This is a genomic window from Flavobacterium lipolyticum, from assembly GCF_020905335.1.
Taxonomy (GTDB): Bacteria; Bacteroidota; Bacteroidia; order Flavobacteriales; family Flavobacteriaceae; genus Flavobacterium; species Flavobacterium lipolyticum.
Genome location: NZ_JAJJMN010000003.1, coordinates 113,819 through 137,291 on the forward strand (window position 1 = coordinate 113,819; position 23,473 = coordinate 137,291).

The window sequence follows — 23,473 nt, forward strand, 5'->3', positions numbered from 1 at the left end:
ATCAAACAGAATGGAAAACACAGAAAAGTATTATTTTAAACCAAATGTAATTATTGGACCATTAGTAGATAAATGGTATGCATGGACACACTTAATTTCTCCTGCCACAGCAGCAATGAACATTGTCGAAAGGCATTTAAAAATAATGAACTCCTATATTCAGGCTCCTGCAATTCATGAGGCAGCCGTAAAAAATCCTAAAATGTTAGGAGGACCTTTTATGGACTATGAAACCCGAAGAGTAGAGGAAGTCAAAGAACTAAAAGCTGAAATTCTCGAAAAGCAGGCAAACGCAATACAATTATCAGATGCTATAAAAGAATTGGATCAGTTGCTAAAAACCAAAGCAAAAGGAGCGTCTTTAGAACCTTTGTACAAAGAAGTTCCGGAAATATTAAAAGGATATGTAGAATTGGTTTACGATTTAAACAACCATCCTTCGTATCGTTTCTTTGAGTCTTTATTATACAACAGCCCATTCTATTCCAAACATTCTCAATCTATTTCTTTATGGGAAACACTAAATGATGAGCGTCCATTTTGTTTGAGTACTCCACAATTAGAAGATCCTAAGGTATTACAGTTGGATATTCCGTTTGATCATAAAGGAATTGATACGTTAAGCAGAATGAAGAGAAATCCGGGATCTATTGAGGCCGTTGCCGAAGAACTGGGCGTTCGCGAAGATCAAATGGAACTGTTTAAAACTTTTTTCACCAAAAAAGAACATCCCGCTTATCAAAAATACACAGGAGACAAAGCCAGAATGCGCTATTTGGGACATGCCTGTATTTTAATTGAAACCAAAGACGTGAGTATCCTTGTAGATCCTTTAATCAGTTATTATGGCTACGAATCTACAGTAGAACATTTTTCAGATATTGACCTGCCGGATGTTATTGATTATGTATTGATTACACACAATCATCAGGACCATATTGTTTTAGAAACTTTATTGCCGTTAAGGCATAAAATCAAAAATCTAATAGTTCCCGTAACCACCAGTGGAGCACTTCAGGATCCAAGTATCAAATTAGCGTTTCAAAGTATCGGATTTAAAAATGTCATAGAAATTGATGAACTGGAAGAAATAAAATTTGAAAACTGTACCATTACAGGACTTCCGTTTACAGGAGAACACAGTGATCTTAATATCAGAGCAAAATCATGTTTCCATGTTGCGATCAATGAGCTAAGCTTCTTGTTTGTTGCCGATTCCAGAGTAATGGAGCCTAGATTGTACGAACATATTCATAGGGTTAAAGGCGATGTAGATGTATTGTTTTTAGGAATGGAATGTGCCGGAGCACCGTTAAGTTGGCTATACGGCTGCTTAATGACAGAGGCGATTAACAGAGAAGACGATCAGTCCAGACGACTGGCGGGCTGCGACAGCGAAAGAGGTTTGTCGTTAGTTGATATTTTTAATCCCAAAGAAGCTTATGTCTATGCAATGGGAATGGAGCCTTGGTTAGAATTCATCAGCAGTATCAAATACACAGAAGAATCTCTTGCCATTATTGAATCAAACCGATTGATAAACCACTGTGCAGATAAAGGAATCATCGCTGAAAGGTTATTTGGAGAGAAAGAATTGTTATACGATTATGAATTAAAAAATGAATTAGTAATAAATTAATTTCAAGTCTGTTGCGTGAAATTGAACAAAATTTAATTTTAACACATAGAAACATAGATAGTAATACCTTAAAAAAGAAGGCAAAGTAGAAACACCTTTCTTTCACATAGTATAGTATGTGCTTTTTAACTAGTGAAATGCCTTTTTTAAGTCAACAAAGGCTATGATTCTATGTGTTAAAACACTTTCAATCAACGGGTTAATTTTAAATTGAGGCATAACCCATGTGAGACCTTCTTTTGATTTTTTTAAAGAAGGCTCTCACTAACCAAATTATAAAAAGCAGATGAATAAAAAGCAATTATTCTTATTACACTTCGCCGGTGGCAGTATCTACTCCTTCGAGTTTCTGAGAGCATTATGCACCGATTTTGAAATGATACCGCTGGAACTTCCCGGAAGAGGAAAAAGAATCAAAGAAAAACTATTGACTTCCTATCCGGATGCTATTAAGGACCTGTTCTCACAGATAACCGATAAGCTTAACGGGAGCCCATTTATCGTTTACGGGCACAGTTTAGGTTCGTCTCTGGGTTTGGGAGTGACCGATTTATTAGAGAAAAACAACACTCCGCCCCAATGTTTGATCGTAAGCGGTAATGCCGGACCCGGAATTGCAACAGAAAACAACAGATCTGAGCTGGAGCGTGACGATTTCATCAGCATGCTTACCGAATTGGGTGGGATACCGGATGAGTTATTAAATAGTAAAGAACTGCTCGATTTTGTATTACCAATACTTAAGGCTGATTTTAAAATAGTAGAAGAAGATTTTTTTATTGAAAATGCCATTGTAAAAGCTCCGATTGTGGCCATAATGGGGAACTCAGAGAAATATGTAGATCGGATAAACAATTGGAGAAAGCACACGTTTTCCGGTTTTAACTCCTACATACTAAAAGGAAACCATTTTTTTATACTCGACCATGGTGATAAATTGAAAGAAATTTTTGATATTAGTTTTAAGGAATGTACAAGTCTTAATTATAATAATGTACAATAGCATTGCTAAAAAACAAACCAATTATGAAAACAACCAAAACCCTGATTACCGCTGTTATGATACTATTAATTTCAATTGGCAGTAGGGCACAAAACAACAAAAAAGAGCAGGCCGAAAATCAATTGACGATTACAGGAATTACCGGACAATCTATCAAGGAATCTGCTGATGTAAATAATGTCGAAAAGCTAATTGCAGCAATCAGCAATCAAATCGGAAAAGAAAAGCTGGCACCGGCCAATACGACCAGTTTGTCTTATATGCTCAACAGCAAAGAGTTTATAATAAACGGAGTGAAGCAGAAGCCGGAAGTACAATTGAGATATAAAAATAAATATATCGGAAACCATACGAAATGGAATATTTGTAAAAACTTCAAGGCAAAATAAAATTCATCATGAGCTGAGTTTTCTTCTTTAGTATACATTCTGCTTTTACCATTCAGAGTGATTATCCTATTCTTGAAATATTGCGATCCCTTAAATTTCTTAAATTTTATCAATTCAAAAGAGCTTGAGTTTACATCTTGTATCCCTTACAGGCAATCTTATTAAATACATTAAAAAAATAATGAAGTATAATTATATGCATTTAAAATATATCGCTTTACTATGCGTGTTTGTTTTTCTGGGCAATTCAGTATACGGACAAAGTTCAAAAGCAACAGGTAACGAAATATACAAACAAGTGTCAGCAGCATCCATTTCAGGAACCATTATTGATGCTGAAAATAAAGAGCCTGTTATTTTTGCAACCATTCTTTTGTTGAACGAGGAGCAGGAAACATTAGTAAAAAGCGAATTGTCTGAAACAAAAGGAGAATTTAATTTTGGAAACCTGAAAAGCGGGAACTATAAAATTAAAATTACCCATGACGACTACAAAACGTTTAGCACAGGAATTATAACCATTAAAACAGACAATCAAAAAGAAGTACTGCCGATAGAATTGTTCAAAATCACAAAAAAGGAAAGCTTAAAAGAAGTCGTAATACTTAAAAAGAAAAAATTTGTGGAGACTAAAATCGATCGTACCATTTTAAATGTTGACGCTTTAGAATCTAACTCAGGAATTACCGCTTTAGAATTGTTAAAGAAAGCTCCCGGAATCAGTATAAGCGATCAGGGAGTTGTAAGTCTGAATGGAAAAGCAAATGCGACCATTTTTATCGATGACCGTCCAACCTATCTGTCAGGCGCCCAACTTGAAAGCTATTTAAGCGGATTAGCTTCAGATAATATAGACAAAATTGAAATCATGACCAATCCGCCTGCGAAATATGAAGCAGCAGGAAATGGAGGAGTGATAAACATCAAATTAAAAAAGAGCAAAAAAGAAGGAGAAAACGGAAGTGTTATTCTGGGCTTAAGACAGCATAAATTTACAGAATACAATGCCACGTTTGCTTTGAACAAAAAAAAGGAGAATTACAATATCTTTCTGAATGGAAATGCAGGTTACAAAAAACGCTTTCAGGATCTTTATATCAACAGAAACTATACCGATACAGGCAGCTACAGCAAACAGGAAAACAATAATGTAGGAGATGCTATAGTAACGAATCTAAGATTTGGAGCAGACTATAATCTGTCAAAAAATACGGTGATTGGAGTCTCTGCAGATGCGTCAATCTGGAATGGAAATGATCTTGATAACAGTTTGAATTACCTTTATAACAGAAACCAAACTACAGATTCCATTGTAAAAACATTAGGCAGCTCAGATGCTAAATCGGTAAACAGCGGAATAAATCTGAACATTAATCACAAGCTTAACGAAAAAAGCGATGTGAGTGCCAATTTAGATTACTTACTATACGATTCTTTTCCCTATCAGGAATTTAAAAATTCGATCATTTTTCCGGATGCAAACAAAAATTATTCCGATATGCTGGTAGGAGGAGCAGCTTCTAAGGTTAATATTTATTCAGGAAAAGCAGATTATTCCAATCAGCTGACCAAAAAAACAAACCTGCAGACCGGATTCAAATACAGTAATATCAAGACCAACAATAAGAGCGAGTATTTCGATATCGTAAATGATATTTCGACGCCAAATTTAAATCAGAATAATAAATTTCTATACAACGAGAAAATAACAGCTTTATACGTGAGCTCCAACACAACTTTAGACAGACTTTCTGTACAGTTAGGACTCCGCTATGAAAGTGTAAAAATTGTCGGAGATCAGTTAGGAAACGAAATAAAACCGAGAACAAAAAATACAACTAAGTACGACAATTTATTTCCAACCTTATACCTGTCTTATAAGCTCGACTCTTTAGCCAATAACACAGTAGGAATCAATTACGGAAAAAGAATCGACAGACCATTTTATCAGGATCTTAACCCTATGGTTATTCAGGTTGATAAATTGACATTTTACAAAGGAAATCCCTATCTGCAACCTTCAATTACAAATTCCGTTGAAGCTTCTTACGCACACAAAAGCTTGTTGAATTTTACTCTTGCCTATAGTAAAATTGACGATCAGATCATGGAGACTATAGAAATTATAAACAATGTCTATTACAGTATGCCCGGAAACATTGGAAATACTCAGGTAACCAATCTGAGTCTTAGTTCCACATTTAATATTGCGCCATGGCTAACTTTTACCGGAAATGCACAAGTATCGTATACCGATACCAAAAGTGATTTCTTTGGAGGTAAACTGCATACATACGGTTATAATTTTAGAATCGATCCCGTATTGCAGGTAAAACTGAAAAGAGATTACAATATAGAACTTTTTGGACGCTATGTTGGGAAAGCTTATGTAGCACAATTTACACTGGACCCTTATTGGTTTCTTGATGTGACAATCAGCAAAAAACTTTCAAACAGAAGTTCTCTTAAATTAATAGGGATGGATATTTTCAGAACCTATATCACCAAAGGACAAATTAATAATCTGGTCAATGCAAATGCCGACTTCAGAACATTATGGAATACGAGACAGGTCAGACTATCGTTTACCTATAATTTTGGGGATAAGATGACTACTCAGGAGAGAGAAAATAACAGTATCGATACCGAAAAGAACAGAATCAAGTAAATCATAATCATCTGTCTTTTCTAGTTGCTAATTTTGACTTAGCATCTAAAAAACAGAATTTAATTTTCAAGTTAATTTCAGAATCCGAATTTAAAAAGGGACACCATCTCTTTAAGACTTTATCAACCACAACAAAAACTTTTAAGATGTTTAAAATATCACTAAAAAATTCAATTCTTCTGGCAGCCTATGCTTTGCCAAATACAATTCTTAGTTTCGGAATAGTGTACATTATAAACAACACTTTGTCAGGCAACAAGTCATTTATGACGGATTATACCGGAATGGTTTTTTTTGCAATTGTTGTATATACTTATCTGATAAACATCATTTTTCAGAAAGGGCTCAATGAGTTTTCCTTTAAAATGTTATACGACAACGAAAAAACAATATTCTCAAAAATACTTCAAACCTCACTGATAAAATTAGAAAACTTAGGTTCTCAGCGTTTTTTTACCGTTGTTGAAGATTTACGGGTATTTGGGCTTTTACCTTATACCGTAACCCATACCGTAAATTCTGTTTTAATGTTAGTGCTTTGTTTGATCTATATGTTTACCATCTCGGTAAGTTCTGCTCTTATTGTGGTAGTATTGATTATAGCCGTTGCCGCTTCCTATTTTGTAGTAATCAACTCTATGTCTAAAAAAGTAACCAGTCTCAGAGAATACAATGACGATTATTACAAGTATGTGGACGATGTTATGAAAGGATTTAAAAAACTAAAACTGAGTTTTTTCAAAGCTGAAAACTTAATGAATAGATTTTTAATTCCGAATCGGGATCAGGCGGGTGAATTAGACTTTAAAATTAGTTATATCTTTTTGTCTATTAATCTTATTAGTCAATATGGTTTATATGCCATTATCGCAACTATTTTGTTTGTATTACCGTCATGGGGATTATTGAGTCAGTCTGATGTGATAGCGTATGTAGTAATTGTTTTATTCATTTCAGGCCCCATAAATAACCTGATCAATCTGCAGCAAACCTATACACGTTTTATCGTGGCCAATAAAAGAATCAAGGATTTCTTGAAAGACTTTGAAGTAGATGAAGATGTAAAAAAACTAGTGCCAATAGACAACACTTCTTTTGAAAGTATCGAATTCAAAGACATACATTTTTCATACAATAGCGATTCCAACGACAGTGCTTTTGCATTAGGACCAATAAACTTAGCAGTTAAGGAAGGCGAGACCATCTTTATTGTTGGTGGAAACGGTTCCGGAAAAAGTACCTTTATCAATACCTTCACTGGATTATACACACCTTCTAAAGGAGAGATTCTTTTAAATGGAAAAGAAATAGAATCGGGTCAGGAAAATCAAAATTTAATTGCAGCCGTGTTCACAGACGATCATATATTTTCTCATAATTATGAAGAATATACCGTTGAAAACAATCCGGAATACAAACAGTTATTAGAAATGATGAAGCTGGACAAAGTCATTTTAGATGATAAAGAAAGTTCTGCCAGAAGAAAATTTTCTAAAGGACAAAGTAAAAGAATGTCCTTGATTTTTGCCTTAATGGAGAAAAAACCAATCCTGGTTTTAGACGAATGGGCCGCCGATCAGGATCCTTATTTCAGGAAGTTTTTTTACGAAGAACTTATCCCAAAGTTAAAAGCAGAAGGTAAAACAATCATTGCTGTAACACATGATGACGCTTATTTCCATCTGGCAGACCGAATTATAAAATTTAATTACGGTAAAATTGATGCTGAGGTAAAAGTAGATAAATCAAAAGAATACAGTAAAGAGCTTTTCTGGGCATAATAAGGTGTGCAAAGATAGCGCACGGATTAAACAGATTCGCTAAAGCGAAAACGCGGATTGACGCAGATTTTTTTTGTTTATGTCTTATTCTGAAAATAGAATTTTAAATTATGCTCCGGCGGAGCATAATATTTATAGCAAAAATATCCATTACCATAAACAAGCTCCGGAGGAGCGAAATATCTGTAGCGTCCAGAGGAGCAAGATTGGTATAGCTCCGGAGGAGCGAAATATCTATAGCATCCAGGTGAGCAAGATCGGTATAGCTCCGCAGGAGCGAAATATCTGTAGCATCCAGGTGAGCAAGATCGGTATAGCTCCGCAGGAGCGAAATATCTATAGCATCCAGATGAGCAAGGTAGGTGTAGCTCCAGAGGAGCGAAATATCTATTGCATCCAGAGGGGCAAGGCAGGTATAGCTCCAGCGGAGCATAATATTTATAGCAAAATTATCCAACACCAAATACAAGCTCCGGAGGAGCGAAATATCTATAGCATCCAGATTGGAAAATTCAATTTGTTTAATTCCTAAAAATTAAGCGAAACAAGATATCATTTAGTTCTAATTGCGTAAAAATATTTTAAAATGAAACTCACCCTTCCTCAGCAAGATGTTTATTTCGAGCAGTTATTATATCCCAATGAGCCCATCTATAACATTGGGGCTAAGATTAAAATTAAAGGCCAAATAAACCATGATGCATTTCAAAAAGCATACATTGCTTTAATTGATCAGCACGATTCGTATAGAAGTATACTTACCAGCAAGCACGAAAATGTTCGGATTAAAATTGTAGAAGATCATAATTCAGCTTTGGGATTTGTTGATTTTTCTCACTCAGGAGAACCTTTCGAGGCAGCAAATGTGTACATGCAGGAAGAGTTTGCAAAGCCTTTTGATTTATTTGGAGAGCATCTTTTGCATGTTTTTACCCTCGTTAAAGTTCAGGAAAATTTCCATTATTTATTTTCCGTTTACCATCATATCATAACCGATGGGTGGGGTACGTCGTTAATGTTCCAGAGATTGGTGCAAAATTACAATGAGATTCTCGAACATGGGAAAATTCAAACCGTATATCCTTTTAGCTACAAAGACTTTGCAGTTGATGATGCCGTTTATCAGCGATCAGAATCGTACCATCAGGACAAAATCTACTGGACCAAAAAGTTTGAATCCTTACCTCAGAACCTGTTTGATAAATTAGAAGATAACATTCAGATCAATGAAAGTGATCGCAAGGAGCTAATTGTCAAAAGAGAGGTATACAATCAGTTAAATTCGTTAGCGATACGTTATAAATGTTCTACTTTTAATGTCATTCTGGCTATCTTGTACGCTTATTTTGGAAGAAAACACCAGAACAATGATTTTGCCATCGGACTACCGGTTTTAAACAGGAGTAAGGCCAGTTACAAAAAAACAGTTGGTCTTTTTATGGGAGTGTCTCCTTTAAGAATTTCGATTGATTTTAACGCCACTTTCGAGAGTTTAATTGCAGAAATAAAAACTACCCTAAGACATGATTATCGCCATCAGCGATTCCCGTTAGGAAAGTTAATTCAGGAGCTTCAGGTTTTTAGTGAAAAAGAGAGACTGTTCAATATTACACTTTCTTATGAAAAACAAAATTATTCTAATGATTTTCTTCATACCCACACACAGGTAATTCCGCTCACACATAAATCCGAGCGTGTAGCTTTGGCCATTTACATCAGAGAGTTTGATGAAGACGAGGATGTAAAAATTGACTTTGACTACAACTTGAATTATTTTACAGAGACACAAATCACACAGGTCGTTCATCACTTCGAAAATTTAGTTCACGCTATTTTAGACGCTCCTGATCAGGTTCTAAAAGAATTAAACTATCTGGGAGAAGACGAAAAGCGCCAGGTTGTCGAAACATTCAATACCACAAAAGTTGACTATCAGAAAGAGAACACAATTTTGGATGTATTTCAGGATCAGGTGATAAAGTTTAGCACAAAAGAAGCCCTAAAAGACGATTATAGAAGTTACACCTATGCCGAACTGGATCAATTATCAGGTCAGATAGCCGAATACTTAAGGATCAATTACGGAAAAGAGGACAAATCACCAATAGCCGTTTTATTAGGACGTTCGGCCAATATTGTCATTGTGTTACTGGGGATACTCAAAGCAGGCAGAGCTTATATTCCTCTAGATCCTTCATTCCCTGAGGACCGATTGAATTACATTATAGAAAACAGCCAGATTAAACTGCTTATCAATGAAAAAGGTTATATGTTGCATACAGACGATGAGGTACAGGTACTATCTTTAGAGACAATCTTAGAAAAGGCCGCAGGATTAGAAGGAAAGCCATCTCTGACAGTTTCTCCTCATGATACCGCGTACATCCTTTACACCTCAGGTTCAACAGGCAATCCGAAAGGTGTTGAAATAGGGCATCAATCCCTGTTGAATTTCCTCAGCAGTATGCAGCAGGAGCCGGGGGTGAAGCCGAACGATGTATTATTTTCGGTTACAACTTACTCTTTTGATATTTCAATTTTAGAATTCTTTGTGCCTCTATTGTCGGGAGCTGCTTTATATATGGCAAATCAGGAAATTTTAGCCGATCCGACGGTTATTATCCAAAAAATTCAGGAGATTCAACCCACAATAATTCAGGCAACACCAAGTTTTTACCAAATGCTCTTCAATGCCGATTGGAACGGAGACAAACGTTTGAAAGTACTTTGTGGAGGAGATTTATTAAGTGAAGCATTGGCCGAAAAGTTAATCAGTCATAGTTTAGAAGTCTGGAACATGTACGGTCCGACGGAAACCACCATTTGGTCGAGTTTGAAAAAACTGGAACATGCGAAAGAGGCATCAAATATTGGAAAACCAATACACAACACACAAATTTACCTACTGGATTCGTTTTTGAGTCCAAAACCAATTGGAACTCCCGGAGCAATTTATATAGCCGGGGATGGACTGGCAAAAGGATATTATAAAAATACCACATTGACTCAGGAAAAATTTATAAAAAATCCGTTTCAGACGAATGGTTTATTATACGAAACCGGAGATGTGGGCCGATGGAATGACAAAGGAGAAATCGAATTTTTAGGGCGAAATGATAATCAGGTTAAAATTAGAGGATATCGAATTGAACTGGGAGACATCGAATCGCATTTGAATAAGATTTCCGGAATAAAAGAATCGGTTGTAATTGCAAAAAAAGGGAACCAGCAGGAAGCTTTTTTAGTAGCTTATGTGGTAAAAACGGAAGAAATAACAGATACAAGAGAAATTGTTGCGACATTAAAAAGGAACCTTCCATACTATATGATTCCAAGTACAATTGTTCTTTTAGAGGAGTTTCCGCTAACACCAAATCAAAAAATTGACCGTAAGAACTTAGCGCAAAGGGCCATTGAACATCATACAGCAAACGATGATTTTAAAGCACCAGATTCTGAGGTAGAGAAAAAATTGGCAACCTATTGGAAAGAAATTTTAAACAGTAAAAAAGAAATCAGTACCAATGACAATTTCTTTGCACTTGGCGGACATTCTCTAAACGCAGTTAAACTTGCGGGATCAATAGCAAAAAATCTTTGGTACGACGTTAGTCTTAAAACGGTTTTCGATTATCCCACGATCAGATTAATGGCTGATTATTTAGTGACTTTAAAACCCAATGACAAACAGGGTATACCATTTACAACTCTAAAAACTGATTTTGCAATAACACCTTCACAGCAAGAATTATGGGTAGCATGTCAGGATCGGCAAAAATCGATTGCTTATAATATGGTAGCCGTTTTTGAAATTAATGGGACCGTATTTCCGGATAAAATCAACAATGCGATGTCTCAGTTAATTTTTGAAAATGAAATTCTCCGTACCAATTTTGTGGAAAGCAAAGGCGCTGTTTTTCAAAAAATTGGGAAACAAGAGGATATCGATTTTAAGATCACTCAGCTGCAGATTGATAACGAACAAAAAGAGGAGACTATTCAGCGATACATAGAAACACCGTTTGATTTAGAACATGATGTATTGGTAAGAATGCTGCTCGTACAAACGGGCGAGACAACATCATCATTGGTTTTTTGCACCCATCATATTATTATGGATGGAGTTTCATTAGAGTTTTTTACCCAAGAATTTATTCAAAAATACAATCATGCTGATTCCTTAATTAAAAACTCAGGTATTCAGTTTAAAGACTATACAGCATGGTTAGCTTCTGAAAATGACGACAAAACCACTTTCGATTTTTGGCAAAGATATTTGGAGGGGTACATTATCAAAGAAACGATCCATAGAGATTTTAATCAAAACGGGCCATTGCAAAATGGAGCGTATTATGATGATGAGTTTACCATTGAGGATACTAAAGCATTAAAAAAGTTCGCTCAGGAACAAAAAAGTACACTTTATAATACGATTATTTCGCTTTTAAATGTGCTCATTCATAAAATTAACGACCACAATGACATTGTAATTGGAACCGTTAATGCGGGAAGAAATAATGCTGATATTGCGACAATGATAGGAATGTTTGTAAAAACGCTGCCGCTTCGTGTTCGGTTAAATGAAGACATCGTTTTTTTAGACCTCTTAAAACAAGTTCAGGAAGACGTTCTCTTACTAAATACGCATCAGGATTTTCCATCACAACTTAAAAAAGAAACGCTGTTTGATGTTTTAGTAAGCTATCAGAATCCCGATTTTTCTTTTCAGGAAACGATTAAAATGGATCATGCCGAATTAAAATATGTGACTTCTGATACCAATTACAGCAGATTTCCTTTATTGTTTAATTTTTTTGAAAGCGCCAATACTCTAAAAGTCTCCGTTGCATACGATAAGAATAAATATGAAGAAATCAGCATACAATTTCTTTTGGCCACTTTTAAAAATTTGTGGTCTCAAATAATAGAAAACCCTTCAGTTAAAGTAGCAGAAATTGAGTATCCTTTAGTGAATACAGCGAAACTTCAGGAAACCAATTTTGACTTTAATTTTTAAGCGTTTTTAACGATTAAAAACCAAATACTTTTGATACATATTTATTACTCCTATCTGTCTGAAGAAAAACATCAGAGTTTGCTGCAGAATGATTTACCGAAATTTCCGGCCGATTATCAGGATAAAATTAAGCGTTATCGAAGATGGCAAGATGCACAATTATCACTTTTAGGACGGATACTCTTGTTTAAAGGAATCGAGGAAACTTATAAGCAAAAGCCTGATGCGAAAGAGATCATGCAAACTCTTTATAACAAGCCCTATTTTGAAGATAATCTGGTTCTTTTTAATATTTCACATTCGGGAGATATTGTAGTTTGCGCCTTAAGCGATCAGCATGAAGTTGGTATCGATGTGGAGATCATGACCGATATTGAAACAGCTGATTTTAAATCGCAAATGACAGAAATAGAATGGAGCAAGATCGTCCTGTCTCACAATAAAAAAGAGGCTTTTTTTGAGTATTGGACACAGAAAGAAGCTGTTCTAAAAGCTCAGGGACATGGTCTGATCGTTCCATTGAAATCATTTGAAGTCTTAGATAATAGAACCGAAATCAACGGAGAAAAATATTACTTAAGCGAAGTAAAAATAGATAAAAACTACAAATGCCACATCTCTTTAAAAACAGATGCCACAAAAATTTACCTGAAAAGAATCATATTATAAACCTAACAATTTAATTCAACCAAAATGAAAAAAATAATAAGTCTGTTTTTGTTACTATTGATTGTACCAAACCTTGTATTTGCTCAAACAAAAGCTTTTACGTTAGAGAAAGTAAAGACCTTTTTTCCCGAAGATCAAAATCTCTCCAAAGAAAATATAGAATGGGCATTTTTAACGGTTCCTGAAAACTGGGATAAACCAACAGGAAAAACAGTAAAAATTGCTGTGGCTGTCTTAAAAAGCATCTCAAAAAGTAAAGACGCAAACCCGGTCGTATACATCGATGGAGGACCAGGATCAGGTGGTATTGAAGGAATATGGGCTTGGTTAGACCATCCGTTAAGGAAAAACAGCGACATTGTCTTGTTTGATGTGAGAGGAACTGGACGCTCCCTGCCAAAATTCTGTCCGGACCTGGGGAAAAAATTCTTAGAAATATTAGCAAAAAATCAAAACAGTACACAGGACGAACAGCAAAAAACGATTGCATCATTAGAATGTAAACAAGATTTACTCAACAGAAATATCGATATAAGCGCTTATAACAGCAGCTCTATCGTAAAAGATTTAAAGGTCTTAAAGAACGCTCTGAAATATGATAAATGGAATGTTTACGGGGTTTCGTACGGTACTTATACTGCACAAGTTTATGCAAATGATTTCCCTGAAGACATTAAAACATTAACACTGGATTCTTCCATTTCAGATATTTCTCAATATTACAATCGCAATACAGAGAATTATATGAGCAGTCTTAAAAAGGTTTTTAGTGCCTGTGAGGAAGACCCAAATTGTAATCAGCAATATCCTAATCTTCAGGCTGCTTACTATGAAACCATCAAAAAACTGGAAAAAAAACCTATCACCGTTAACGTCGATCAAAGAATAATTTCGAGTGGGAAGTTTACTTATAATGCAGAAGATTTTAAAATTGCAATTCAACAGTCACTTTATCAAAAAAGACTCATAGAAGTACTTCCATTATTAATTACCGAATTTAATAAAGGAAACAAAAGTACTTTAAGCTCATTAGTAGCAGCTTTTTCAGGAGCTTTAGGCTTAGATTATGGGCAATATTATTGTGTGAGCTGTAATGAAGCTGTGCCAAACAATTCGATTTCAGAATTTAATAAAAATGCACGTAATTATAAAGAATTAAAAGGAGGACTTTCCTTTTACAAATCAGATTTCGTAGTATGTGATAAATGGAATTTAGGAGTAAATAAACAGCCTGCCTTGGTTAATTTATCCAATCTGTCCAAATTAACCATCCCCGTATTAGTATTTGCCGGAGCATTTGATCCGATAACACCTGCCTTAAATGGTAAAATTACAGTTGACAGGTTTAAAAAAGCATTTTTGGTAAACGCTCCAATTTCAGGTCATACACCAGGGTTCTCATTAGTAGGAGTTCAAATCGCCGAAGAATTTATAAAAAATCCGTTTCAAAGACCTAATACCAGGGAATTTGATACCGATAATAAAGTTCATTTTGTGACCAATATAAAAATCAGTGGAGGAATTTCGAATTTTGCCAATAGTCTAAACGAGTTTAATTGGCTCTTTTTTGCGCCTTTTTTCACCGCTTTGATTATAGCCTTACTTTCCATTTTTATTTTTGGTTATGTACTAATTAGAAAAAGAGAAGAGAAAACGGCCGATAAAATTTTGAAATCCCTTATTATAATCACCTCTATATTAGGTTTGTTTACTATCATTGGATTTGTTTTAGCGATAAACCACACAGCCGAAAATAATTTCTATATACTTGCGTTCGGAATACCAAATCAGTTTAATTACCTATTTATAATACAATGGATCTTTCTTGTATTTACCCTGATTTCGATACTTTATTTTATTCTTAAACTTAAGTTTATTTCGAATACAGAAGTTATGGCGACAATTTTATTCTCGTTGCTACTAGTAGGTATCTACTTCCAGTATTGGGGATTTCTATTTTAATAAAAGAGCCTAAAGTTTCCCTCAGATTTTGCAGATTCGGCAGTTTTTTTCCGCTCTATTATCTGCTGAATCTGCAAAATCTGAGGGAAAGTAAAAGAGAGGCTGTCAAATTTTATTTGACAGCCTCTCTTTTTTTAGATTATACACTCAAAGTAATTTTTTAGTAGAATAACGATACTTAGTCTGTAGTACTTCAGTTCCTGTTTACGACTCTTCGTACCAGCCAAATTTATCTTTCACAATAGTATCTTTTTCCTGTTTCATGTATTCCAGAAGCGAAGCAGAAACAGGAGAATGTCTTTTTCCTTTCAACCATATTAAGCTCCATGTTGTTTTAATAGGCAGTCCTTTAAACGGAATAATCTGCAGTTCCTGATTATGCAATTCATTTTTGATTCCAATTAAAGGCATAATCGAACAGCCCAAGCCCGCAATTACGGCCTGCTTAACCGCTTCATTAGAGGTGAGCTCCATTTTCTTCTCCACAACAATAGCATTTCGGTCAATAAAACGCTCCATCGTTTGACGCGTACCTGATCCTTTTTCCCTAAAAATAAGAGGCATGTTTTTGAATACTTCCTGCGAGTTTTTACTGCTTTTGAACTTCATTTTAGTATTACTCACCAAATACAGCTTGTTTTGCAGCAAATCTAATTTTTCGATATTTAAGTTTGAAGGAAGGATAGACACCAAAGCAAAATCCACTTCGTTTTTTTCTAAACTGCTAATCACTTTACTTTTATTTGTCACATCCATCTGCAATTCAATTCCTGGATGTTCCTTAATGAAATCCGCTAAAAAATAAGGCATTACATATTTACCCGTTGACACAACAGAAATTTTTAACTTTCCCGTCAACTGTCCTTTGTAAGCCATCGTTTTGAAGTTGATAGCCTCTACCTGACTTACTATTTTCTCCGCAATTTCTGCAATCTCCCTTCCAAAATCGGTAATACACAATCTTCGGCTCACCACCTCTGTCAAAGGAATATCAAACTGATCCTGAAGATTTTTGAGCTGAATAGAAACTGCAGGCTGTGTCAAATGAAGTTCTTCTGCCGCTTTGGTGACACTTTGTGTCTGCACCACTTTTAGAAAAATCTGAAGCTGATGTAAAGTATAGTTCATAAAAATATTTAATGTAAACCATTACAAATATAAATAAAAATTTATAAGTATAAATAATCAACTTTGCCAGCGTTTAAGAACCCGGGTTTTTATGAATGAAAGAGAAGCATCGAGAATGGTATAACATTAAAAAAGTCTAAAAAAGAAAAGAGTAACATTAACTAATATAGAAAAATGAAGAAAAAATTAGCTGTTTTTAAGATCCTGTTTTGTTCAGTCAGTCTCATTGCTGCAATTATGGGAGCTGTACTTTTTGAAAATCTACTATTAAGAAGGCTTTCAGATGCCATAATCATTGTAACATTATTAAATCTTATTCGATTATTAACCAGTAACAACATTATAAATTTAATCCTTACCCATGAAAAACACACAAAAAATTCAATTAATTAAAGGAGACTTCACAAACGACGAAGCCAAAGAAATTTTACTCAACCTGATCAATGCTAAAATTAACTTTCACAACCTTAAAAACTTTAGTGATGATGAACGTTCCGGAAAACAAGACGAAATTAGTTTAAAGAGAATAACCGAACTTACAGAAAGTCAAGAGGTAATTTCCCAAATAATAAATCACGCAACAAAGGAGAATCTAAAAATAAAAATAGAAAGCGACATCTTTTTAACGGTTGAAGTTCCGTACACGATAACTGAAAATTAAGCACAACAACCGGAAGAGAACAGAAAAAATATGATAAGCAACGATATTGAACTCGCAGCCGAAATAGTAAAAAATGAAGGTATAATTGGTTTTCCAACCGAAACCGTTTATGGTTTAGCCGGAAACATTTACAGTACGAAGGCAATTAACAAAATATATCATATCAAACAGAGACCATTGCACAATCCGCTAATTGTACATATCAAAGCCATCGGAGATTTAGATCGGATCGCCATTGAAATTCCGGCGATTGCGAAGATTCTGGCACAGAAATTCTGGCCTGGACCCCTTACACTATTGTTAAAAAAGCATCCCAATGTTTCAGAACTCATCACAGCGGGGCATCAGACAGTTGCTGTTAGAATTCCGAATCATCCTGTAGCATTAGCGTTGCTGCAACAATTAGATTTTCCCTTAGCTGCTCCCAGTGCTAATCCATTTGGGGCCATTAGTCCAACTACGCCCGGGCATGTTGAGGCTTACTTTAAGGAAAAACTTCCAATGGTATTAGATGGAGAGGCCTGTAAAGCCGGAATAGAATCAACTATTGTTGGATTTAAAGGAGAAAGCGTAGTGATCTATCGTCTAGGAGCACTTTCCAAAGAAGAAATAGAGAAAGTTACAGGACCGGCAATCCTGTTTAATAAAGAAGAGAATGCTCCTGAAGCTCCTGGTATGCTGTCAAAACATTATGCTCCTCAGTCCACTTTATATGTAACCGATAATCTTTCGGAGTGTATTGGAAGATTTTCAGATAAAAAAATAGGATTGTTAAGGTTCATGCAGCACAGGGAAGAGCAGAACATTAAACATCAGGTCGTTCTTTCTCCTAGTGGTAATCTGAAAGAAGCAGCTTCAAAGCTGTATGCCGCACTTCATGAATTAGATGCTATGACAGTAGATATTATAATTGCAGAGCGTTTTCCGGATCATGATCTCGGACGAACGATTAACGATCGTCTTGAAAGAGCCTCAAAACAATAAATAAAACAATTTTTAATGAAAGATACCTCTTGCAGGTAACTCAGATAACAGTACCGCTTTTTCTGTGAGAGAGGGAGTAATTACAGTAAAAAATATAAAAGTCCAAACATATGAATCTTAATTTATTGCTTGAAAATTTAACCAATCCTGCATTGCTTTTTTTTGTCTTAGGGATTATAGCGGTCTATTTAAAGAGTGATCTCGAAATTCCTAAAAACTCTTCGAAGTTTATTTCGCTTTATTTATTATTTGCTATTGGTTTTAAAGGAGGGCAAGAGCTGTCCCATGAAGCTTTTACAAGTGAGATTGTCTGGTCAATGTTATTCGGAATTTTGATCTCGGGAATAATTCCGGTTTATACCTTTTTCATCCTCAAGAGAAAATTAAAGGTTCATGATGCGGGTGCAATCGCTGCGGCTTACGGTTCAGTCAGTGCTGTTACTTTTGTTACGGCCGTTTCGTTTCTGGAAAGTCAACAATTGGCATTGCACGGACACATGGTTGCTATTATGGCTTTAATGGAATCTCCGGCGATTATAGTAGGATTGGTTTTGATCTCCTTCTTCAATAAAGACAAAACAAGCCCTATTCAAAAACGTTCCGCACTAAAACATTCTTTAACCAATGGGAGTGTACTTCTTATTTTGGGAAGTTTAGTTATAGGTTATCTCGCAAGTGAAAAACAGGCGCAGGGAATAGAGCCCTTTACAAATGATTTATTTAAAGGATTCTTATCCATATTTTTACTGGATATGGGAATAACAAGTGGGCAAAAAATGAAATCCTTCTTCTCTTTTGGATGGTTTCCTTTCCTTTTCGCAATTTTCATTCCTTTGCTAAACGGATGTGTTTTTGCAGTATTAAGTTCGTTTGTAACGACAGATATAACCAATCGTTTCATCTTTGCGATACTGGCGGCAAGTGCTTCTTATATTGCAGTTCCGGCAGCAATGAAGATTACAGTTCCTCAGGCAAACCCGGGACTGTTTCTGCCAATGGCTCTGGCAGTTACTTTCCCGATAAATATCACCATTGGATTGCCTCTTTATTTTCTTATTGTGCAAAATTTTTAAAAGTGTTTCCTATTTAGTTTGATAGGAATTAAAGGGAGAAAGAGTCAGCCAGGTTTAAATAAGTAATTTTACTTGTAAACGGTGCGCATTGTGTCTATAAGTAAGGATTATCATTAGAGGTACTCCTCCCTTTAGTTTCCTGTTAATTTATGTAGTTGGGTTGTTTTGTTATTTTAAAAGTAAAATAAAAAAGAGAGGATTAAGTTTGATATAGATTGATTTCTTAGATTTGTATAGCACCATAAAACTATTTAATCATGCCATTAATTGAACAATCAGAATATAATCTGCCTTCTATTATGCATCGCAACAGGCATATTTCTACCATTTATGCTGCTTTGTTTAAAAAGTATGAAGTTCCCGAATATACAAGAAAAAAGCATGAATTAAGCGACGGAGATTTTATAAACATCGATTTTATTATAAACGACTCTAAAAAAGCAGTCATTTTATGTCATGGTTTAGAAGGTGATTCGCGCAGAACCTATAATAATAGTTGTGCTGCTTATTTTCGAGAGAAAGGCTTTTCCGTTTTTGCATGGAACAATCGCACCTGCGGAGGCGAGATGAATCGTCTTCCACGACTTTATCATCATGGTGCCGTAGATGATCTTGACGAAGTAGTCCGGTTTGTTTTTCAAAAAGAATTCGAAGATGTCTATTTGATTGGATATTCAATGGGAGGAGTGCAGCTTCTGAATTATTTAGGCTGGACTAAAATTGATGAACGCATAAAAGCAGCAGTTACAATTTCGGTACCTACACATATTGCTACAAGTGCCGCTGTACTCAAACAAGGTTTTAACAGGGTTTATTTAAAGAACTTTACAATTGATATCAAAAGAAAGCTGAAATACAAGGCAGCACAGTTTCCCGATTTTATAAACCGGGATCAGATAGATAAAATTTCGTCGTTTGATGAAGTCGATCAGTACTTCACAGCACCGCTGCATGGCTTTGCAAGTCGTGATGATTATTATCAGCGTGTTTCTCCTGAATTCTCCCTTCAAAACATTACCACCCCCGTTTTAATTATTAACTCATTAGACGATCCTTTTCTGGGAGAAAGATGTTATCCCAGAGCTATAGCACAGGACAGCGCCTACGTGTATCTGGAAACACCAAGATATGGCGGGCACTGTGCTTTTCCATTGCGTGACTCAGAGTATTCCTACGCCGAGAAAAGAGCTTACGAGTTTTTTGAGTCGTGCAGAGCGCTTACATAGTATTTATATAAATCTTAATTGAATTTCGATAGCTCATTTAGTGTATCACTTAAGAAAGATCAAGTATATAGTAGTAGATTTGTTTATTGTACTTATATAGTATACAACCCGACAGGTTTTTAAAACCTGTCGGGTTTGTTTTTTTACTACCTATATATAAGGAGTGATTTTGCCTAGCTGAATATAAGAGTGGTTTTTGTCCAGCTGAGCGAAGTCGAAGCTTGGTGTTTGGAATTCTATACTATAATATAAGGAGTGATTTTGTCCAGCTGAGCGAAGTCGAAGCTTGGTATTCGAGATTCTATACTATATATAAAGAGTGATTCTGTCCAGCTGAGCGAAAATGCAAGAAAAGTAGTTTCTGTCCGGCTGAGCGAAGTCGAAGCTTGGTATTCGAGATTCTATACTATATATAAAGAGTGATTCTGTCCAGCTGAGCGAAAATGCAAGAAAAGTAGTTTCTGTCCGGCTGAGCGAAGTCGAAGCCTTTATCCGCTACTATCGGGGCTAGGGCATGGGTTTTCAAAGGAAAGACCGGTCATAAAACAAAAACTTCGCGCCTTTGCGTCATTGCGAGATTAGTAAAAACCCAGTAAAAATGGGGCTTTGTATCTAAGAGTTTCATTTGAAGGAAGAAAAATCTTTCAAACCTGAAAATAGTTTAATTTGTAAAAGAGGTGTTATCAGACTGTTAAGAGAAAGTTTTGAAAAAGATTAAAAATAAGTTTAGAAAAAGCTTGTGAAAGCGGATAAAGTGACTACTTTTGCACCCGCAACAGCGATAAACGTTCACCGAAATACTGACAAGCAAACGAATTAAGACGAGAAGAAATTTTCAAAAAAAGATTCCGAAAAGCTTGCGAGATTCGAAAACGGGTATTACATTTGCACCCCGCAAAACATGGGAAGTTCATTGAAAGATTGGTTAGGAGGGAAGTTAAAAACGAAAAGAGATTTTCTAAAAAAAAACTTCAAAAAACTCTTGCCGATTAGAAATAAGTTTTCTACTTTTGCACCCGCTTTGAGAAACAAGCGAAACAATAAAAAGAACACGTTCGTAGACATATTGAATTGACAGCCGTTTCGATGAAAATCGGAACAAAAGAATAAGAGTAATAGAATCGTAAGATTCGAAAAGAACCGATAGATATTCATCGCAATATAATATAAAAATATACGATGAAGAGTTTGATCCTGGCTCAGGATGAACGCTAGCGGCAGGCTTAACACATGCAAGTCGAGGGGTATATGTCTTCGGATATAGAGACCGGCGCACGGGTGCGTAACGCGTATGCAATCTACCTTTTACAGAGGGATAGCCCAGAGAAATTTGGATTAATACCTCATAGCATAGCAGTCTCGCATGAGATCACTATTAAAGTCACAACGGTAAAAGATGAGCATGCGTCCCATTAGCTAGTTGGTAAGGTAACGGCTTACCAAGGCTACGATGGGTAGGGGTCCTGAGAGGGAGATCCCCCACACTGGTACTGAGACACGGACCAGACTCCTACGGGAGGCAGCAGTGAGGAATATTGGACAATGGGCGCAAGCCTGATCCAGCCATGCCGCGTGCAGGATGACGGTCCTATGGATTGTAAACTGCTTTTGTACGAGAAGAAACACCCCGACGTGTCGGGACTTGACGGTATCGTAAGAATAAGGATCGGCTAACTCCGTGCCAGCAGCCGCGGTAATACGGAGGATCCAAGCGTTATCCGGAATCATTGGGTTTAAAGGGTCCGTAGGCGGTTTAGTAAGTCAGTGGTGAAAGCCCATCGCTCAACGGTGGAACGGCCATTGATACTGCTAAACTTGAATTATTAGGAAGTAACTAGAATATGTAGTGTAGCGGTGAAATGCTTAGAGATTACATGGAATACCAATTGCGAAGGCAGGTTACTACTAATGGATTGACGCTGATGGACGAAAGCGTGGGTAGCGAACAGGATTAGATACCCTGGTAGTCCACGCCGTAAACGATGGATACTAGCTGTTGGAAGCAATTTCAGTGGCTAAGCGAAAGTGATAAGTATCCCACCTGGGGAGTACGTTCGCAAGAATGAAACTCAAAGGAATTGACGGGGGCCCGCACAAGCGGTGGAGCATGTGGTTTAATTCGATGATACGCGAGGAACCTTACCAAGGCTTAAATGTAGTTTGACCGGTTTGGAAACAGATCTTTCGCAAGACAAATTACAAGGTGCTGCATGGTTGTCGTCAGCTCGTGCCGTGAGGTGTCAGGTTAAGTCCTATAACGAGCGCAACCCCTGTTGTTAGTTGCCAGCGAGTGAAGTCGGGAACTCTAACAAGACTGCCAGTGCAAACTGTGAGGAAGGTGGGGATGACGTCAAATCATCACGGCCCTTACGCCTTGGGCTACACACGTGCTACAATGGCCGGTACAGAGAGCAGCCACTGGGTGACCAGGAGCGAATCTATAAAACCGGTCACAGTTCGGATCGGAGTCTGCAACTCGACTCCGTGAAGCTGGAATCGCTAGTAATCGGATATCAGCCATGATCCGGTGAATACGTTCCCGGGCCTTGTACACACCGCCCGTCAAGCCATGGAAGCTGGGGGTGCCTGAAGTCGGTGACCGCAAGGAGCTGCCTAGGGTAAAACTGGTAACTAGGGCTAAGTCGTAACAAGGTAGCCGTACCGGAAGGTGCGGCTGGAACACCTCCTTTCTAGAGCCTTAATGTTAGCCTAGTGCACGTTAAGGAAAAAAGATGATTATTTATGGGTCTCTGAATTGGAGATTGTATTACTCTTGCTGTTAATTTAAAAAAATGAAAAGAATTAAGTAAAAACAGAGTCTCGTAGCTCAGCTGGTTAGAGTACTACACTGATAATGTAGGGGTCGGCAGTTCGAGTCTGCCCGGGACTACTTTTTAAAACAATTGACAATTGATAATTAACAATTGATAATTAATAACTAAAAAGACTGTAAGTTTAATTTAAAAGGAAATTTTAGAGGTTGAGTGACCGTTTTAAGTACTGTTAACTGAGAACTGTTAACTGACAACTAAAAAATGGGGGATTAGCTCAGCTGGCTAGAGCGCCTGCCTTGCACGCAGGAGGTCAACGGTTCGACTCCGTTATTCTCCACTAAGGGCTATAAGCTATAAGCTGTAGGCCGTAAGCTAAAAAGCTTAAAGCGTATTGCTTAAAGCCTAAAGCGAAACAAAGTTCATTGACATATTGAGATAAGAAAATAATAAGAAAGTAGAAAGCGTTTTTTGTTATTCGTAACAAAAGACAAAGAAAAAC

At 36.4% G+C, this 23,473-nt stretch carries 13 protein-coding genes, 2 tRNA genes and 1 rRNA gene; 15 read left to right on the top strand and 1 reads right to left on the bottom strand.

All coding sequences use genetic code 11. The features are described 5' to 3' along the window. Positions 1-10: 10 nt before the first annotated feature. From LNQ34_RS22675 to LNQ34_RS22710, 8 genes are all read left to right on the top strand, one after another. Positions 11-1,639 carry an MBL fold metallo-hydrolase gene (locus LNQ34_RS22675; RefSeq protein WP_230001398.1) on the top strand — a complete coding sequence of 543 codons (1,629 nt, stop codon included), beginning with the start codon at positions 11-13 and terminating at the stop codon, positions 1,637-1,639. A gap of 286 nt (positions 1,640-1,925) precedes the next feature. Then, positions 1,926-2,642 (top strand): thioesterase II family protein, encoded by a 717-nt coding sequence (locus LNQ34_RS22680; RefSeq protein ID WP_202704018.1) that lies wholly within the window; start codon positions 1,926-1,928, stop codon positions 2,640-2,642. A 23-nt stretch (positions 2,643-2,665) separates the two neighbouring features. Then, complete coding sequence (locus LNQ34_RS22685; protein WP_230001400.1) at positions 2,666-3,031, top strand: hypothetical protein; 366 nt, start codon at positions 2,666-2,668, stop codon at positions 3,029-3,031. A gap of 181 nt (positions 3,032-3,212) precedes the next feature. Then, positions 3,213-5,699, top strand: coding sequence for a TonB-dependent receptor (locus LNQ34_RS22690; RefSeq protein ID WP_230001402.1), 2,487 nt, complete (start codon positions 3,213-3,215; stop codon positions 5,697-5,699). Between the two features lie 146 nt (positions 5,700-5,845). Continuing rightward, on the top strand, positions 5,846-7,480 hold the full coding sequence (locus tag LNQ34_RS22695) for a cyclic peptide export ABC transporter (RefSeq protein WP_230001404.1): 1,635 nt from the start codon (positions 5,846-5,848) through the stop codon (positions 7,478-7,480). A 586-nt stretch (positions 7,481-8,066) separates the two neighbouring features. Then, complete coding sequence (locus tag LNQ34_RS22700; protein WP_230001406.1) at positions 8,067-12,497, top strand: non-ribosomal peptide synthetase; 4,431 nt, start codon at positions 8,067-8,069, stop codon at positions 12,495-12,497. A gap of 30 nt (positions 12,498-12,527) precedes the next feature. Then, positions 12,528-13,166: a 4'-phosphopantetheinyl transferase family protein gene (locus tag LNQ34_RS22705; protein WP_230001408.1), complete on the top strand. Its 639-nt coding sequence runs from the start codon at positions 12,528-12,530 to the stop codon at positions 13,164-13,166. A 24-nt stretch (positions 13,167-13,190) separates the two neighbouring features. Continuing rightward, positions 13,191-15,128 (top strand): alpha/beta fold hydrolase, encoded by a 1,938-nt coding sequence (locus tag LNQ34_RS22710; RefSeq protein WP_230001409.1) that lies wholly within the window; start codon positions 13,191-13,193, stop codon positions 15,126-15,128. A gap of 204 nt (positions 15,129-15,332) precedes the next feature. Here LNQ34_RS22710 and LNQ34_RS22715 read toward each other — a convergent pair whose 3' ends face one another. Then, a complete protein-coding gene (locus tag LNQ34_RS22715; RefSeq protein WP_230001410.1) occupies positions 15,333-16,256 on the bottom strand; it encodes a LysR family transcriptional regulator in 924 nt (307 codons plus the stop codon). A 361-nt stretch (positions 16,257-16,617) separates the two neighbouring features. Here LNQ34_RS22715 and LNQ34_RS22720 point away from each other — a divergent pair, with 361 nt between their 5' ends. From LNQ34_RS22720 to LNQ34_RS22750, 7 genes are all read left to right on the top strand, one after another. Continuing rightward, entirely contained in the window at positions 16,618-16,917 is a 300-nt protein-coding gene (locus LNQ34_RS22720) for a hypothetical protein (protein ID WP_202704410.1), read from the top strand. Positions 16,918-16,947: 30 nt separating this feature from the next. Continuing rightward, positions 16,948-17,901 (top strand): L-threonylcarbamoyladenylate synthase, encoded by a 954-nt coding sequence (locus LNQ34_RS22725; RefSeq protein ID WP_230001411.1) that lies wholly within the window; start codon positions 16,948-16,950, stop codon positions 17,899-17,901. 110 nt (positions 17,902-18,011) lie between these two features. Further along, the gene (locus LNQ34_RS22730) at positions 18,012-18,974 is read left to right on the top strand and encodes a sodium-dependent bicarbonate transport family permease (RefSeq protein ID WP_230001412.1); all 963 of its coding nucleotides are present in this window, start codon (positions 18,012-18,014) and stop codon (positions 18,972-18,974) included. A 257-nt stretch (positions 18,975-19,231) separates the two neighbouring features. Continuing rightward, positions 19,232-20,200 carry a YheT family hydrolase gene (locus LNQ34_RS22735; RefSeq protein WP_230001413.1) on the top strand — a complete coding sequence of 323 codons (969 nt, stop codon included), beginning with the start codon at positions 19,232-19,234 and terminating at the stop codon, positions 20,198-20,200. 1,176 nt (positions 20,201-21,376) lie between these two features. Further along, positions 21,377-22,890: ribosomal RNA gene (locus LNQ34_RS22740) — 16S ribosomal RNA — on the top strand. Between the two features lie 126 nt (positions 22,891-23,016). After that, positions 23,017-23,090, top strand: a tRNA-Ile gene (locus tag LNQ34_RS22745). Between the two features lie 147 nt (positions 23,091-23,237). Beyond that, positions 23,238-23,311 (top strand) — tRNA-Ala (locus LNQ34_RS22750). The last annotated feature ends 162 nt before the right edge of the window (positions 23,312-23,473 follow it).

Excerpts from the sequence above, each read along its gene's own strand:
- LNQ34_RS22700 (WP_230001406.1), top strand. The coding sequence starts at position 8,067 with ATGAAACTCACCCTTCCTCAGCAAGATGTTTATTTCGAGCAGTTATTA.
- LNQ34_RS22695 (WP_230001404.1), top strand. The coding sequence starts at position 5,846 with ATGTTTAAAATATCACTAAAAAATTCAATTCTTCTGGCAGCCTATGCT.
- LNQ34_RS22730 (WP_230001412.1), top strand. The coding sequence starts at position 18,012 with ATGAATCTTAATTTATTGCTTGAAAATTTAACCAATCCTGCATTGCTT.
- LNQ34_RS22690 (WP_230001402.1), top strand. The coding sequence starts at position 3,213 with ATGAAGTATAATTATATGCATTTAAAATATATCGCTTTACTATGCGTG.
- LNQ34_RS22680 (WP_202704018.1), top strand. The coding sequence starts at position 1,926 with ATGAATAAAAAGCAATTATTCTTATTACACTTCGCCGGTGGCAGTATC.
- LNQ34_RS22710 (WP_230001409.1), top strand. The coding sequence starts at position 13,191 with ATGAAAAAAATAATAAGTCTGTTTTTGTTACTATTGATTGTACCAAAC.
- LNQ34_RS22735 (WP_230001413.1), top strand. The coding sequence starts at position 19,232 with ATGCCATTAATTGAACAATCAGAATATAATCTGCCTTCTATTATGCAT.
- LNQ34_RS22675 (WP_230001398.1), top strand. The coding sequence starts at position 11 with ATGGAAAACACAGAAAAGTATTATTTTAAACCAAATGTAATTATTGGA.
- LNQ34_RS22720 (WP_202704410.1), top strand. The coding sequence starts at position 16,618 with ATGAAAAACACACAAAAAATTCAATTAATTAAAGGAGACTTCACAAAC.
- LNQ34_RS22725 (WP_230001411.1), top strand. The coding sequence starts at position 16,948 with ATGATAAGCAACGATATTGAACTCGCAGCCGAAATAGTAAAAAATGAA.
- LNQ34_RS22715 (WP_230001410.1), bottom strand. The coding sequence starts at position 16,256 with ATGAACTATACTTTACATCAGCTTCAGATTTTTCTAAAAGTGGTGCAG.
- LNQ34_RS22685 (WP_230001400.1), top strand. The coding sequence starts at position 2,666 with ATGAAAACAACCAAAACCCTGATTACCGCTGTTATGATACTATTAATT.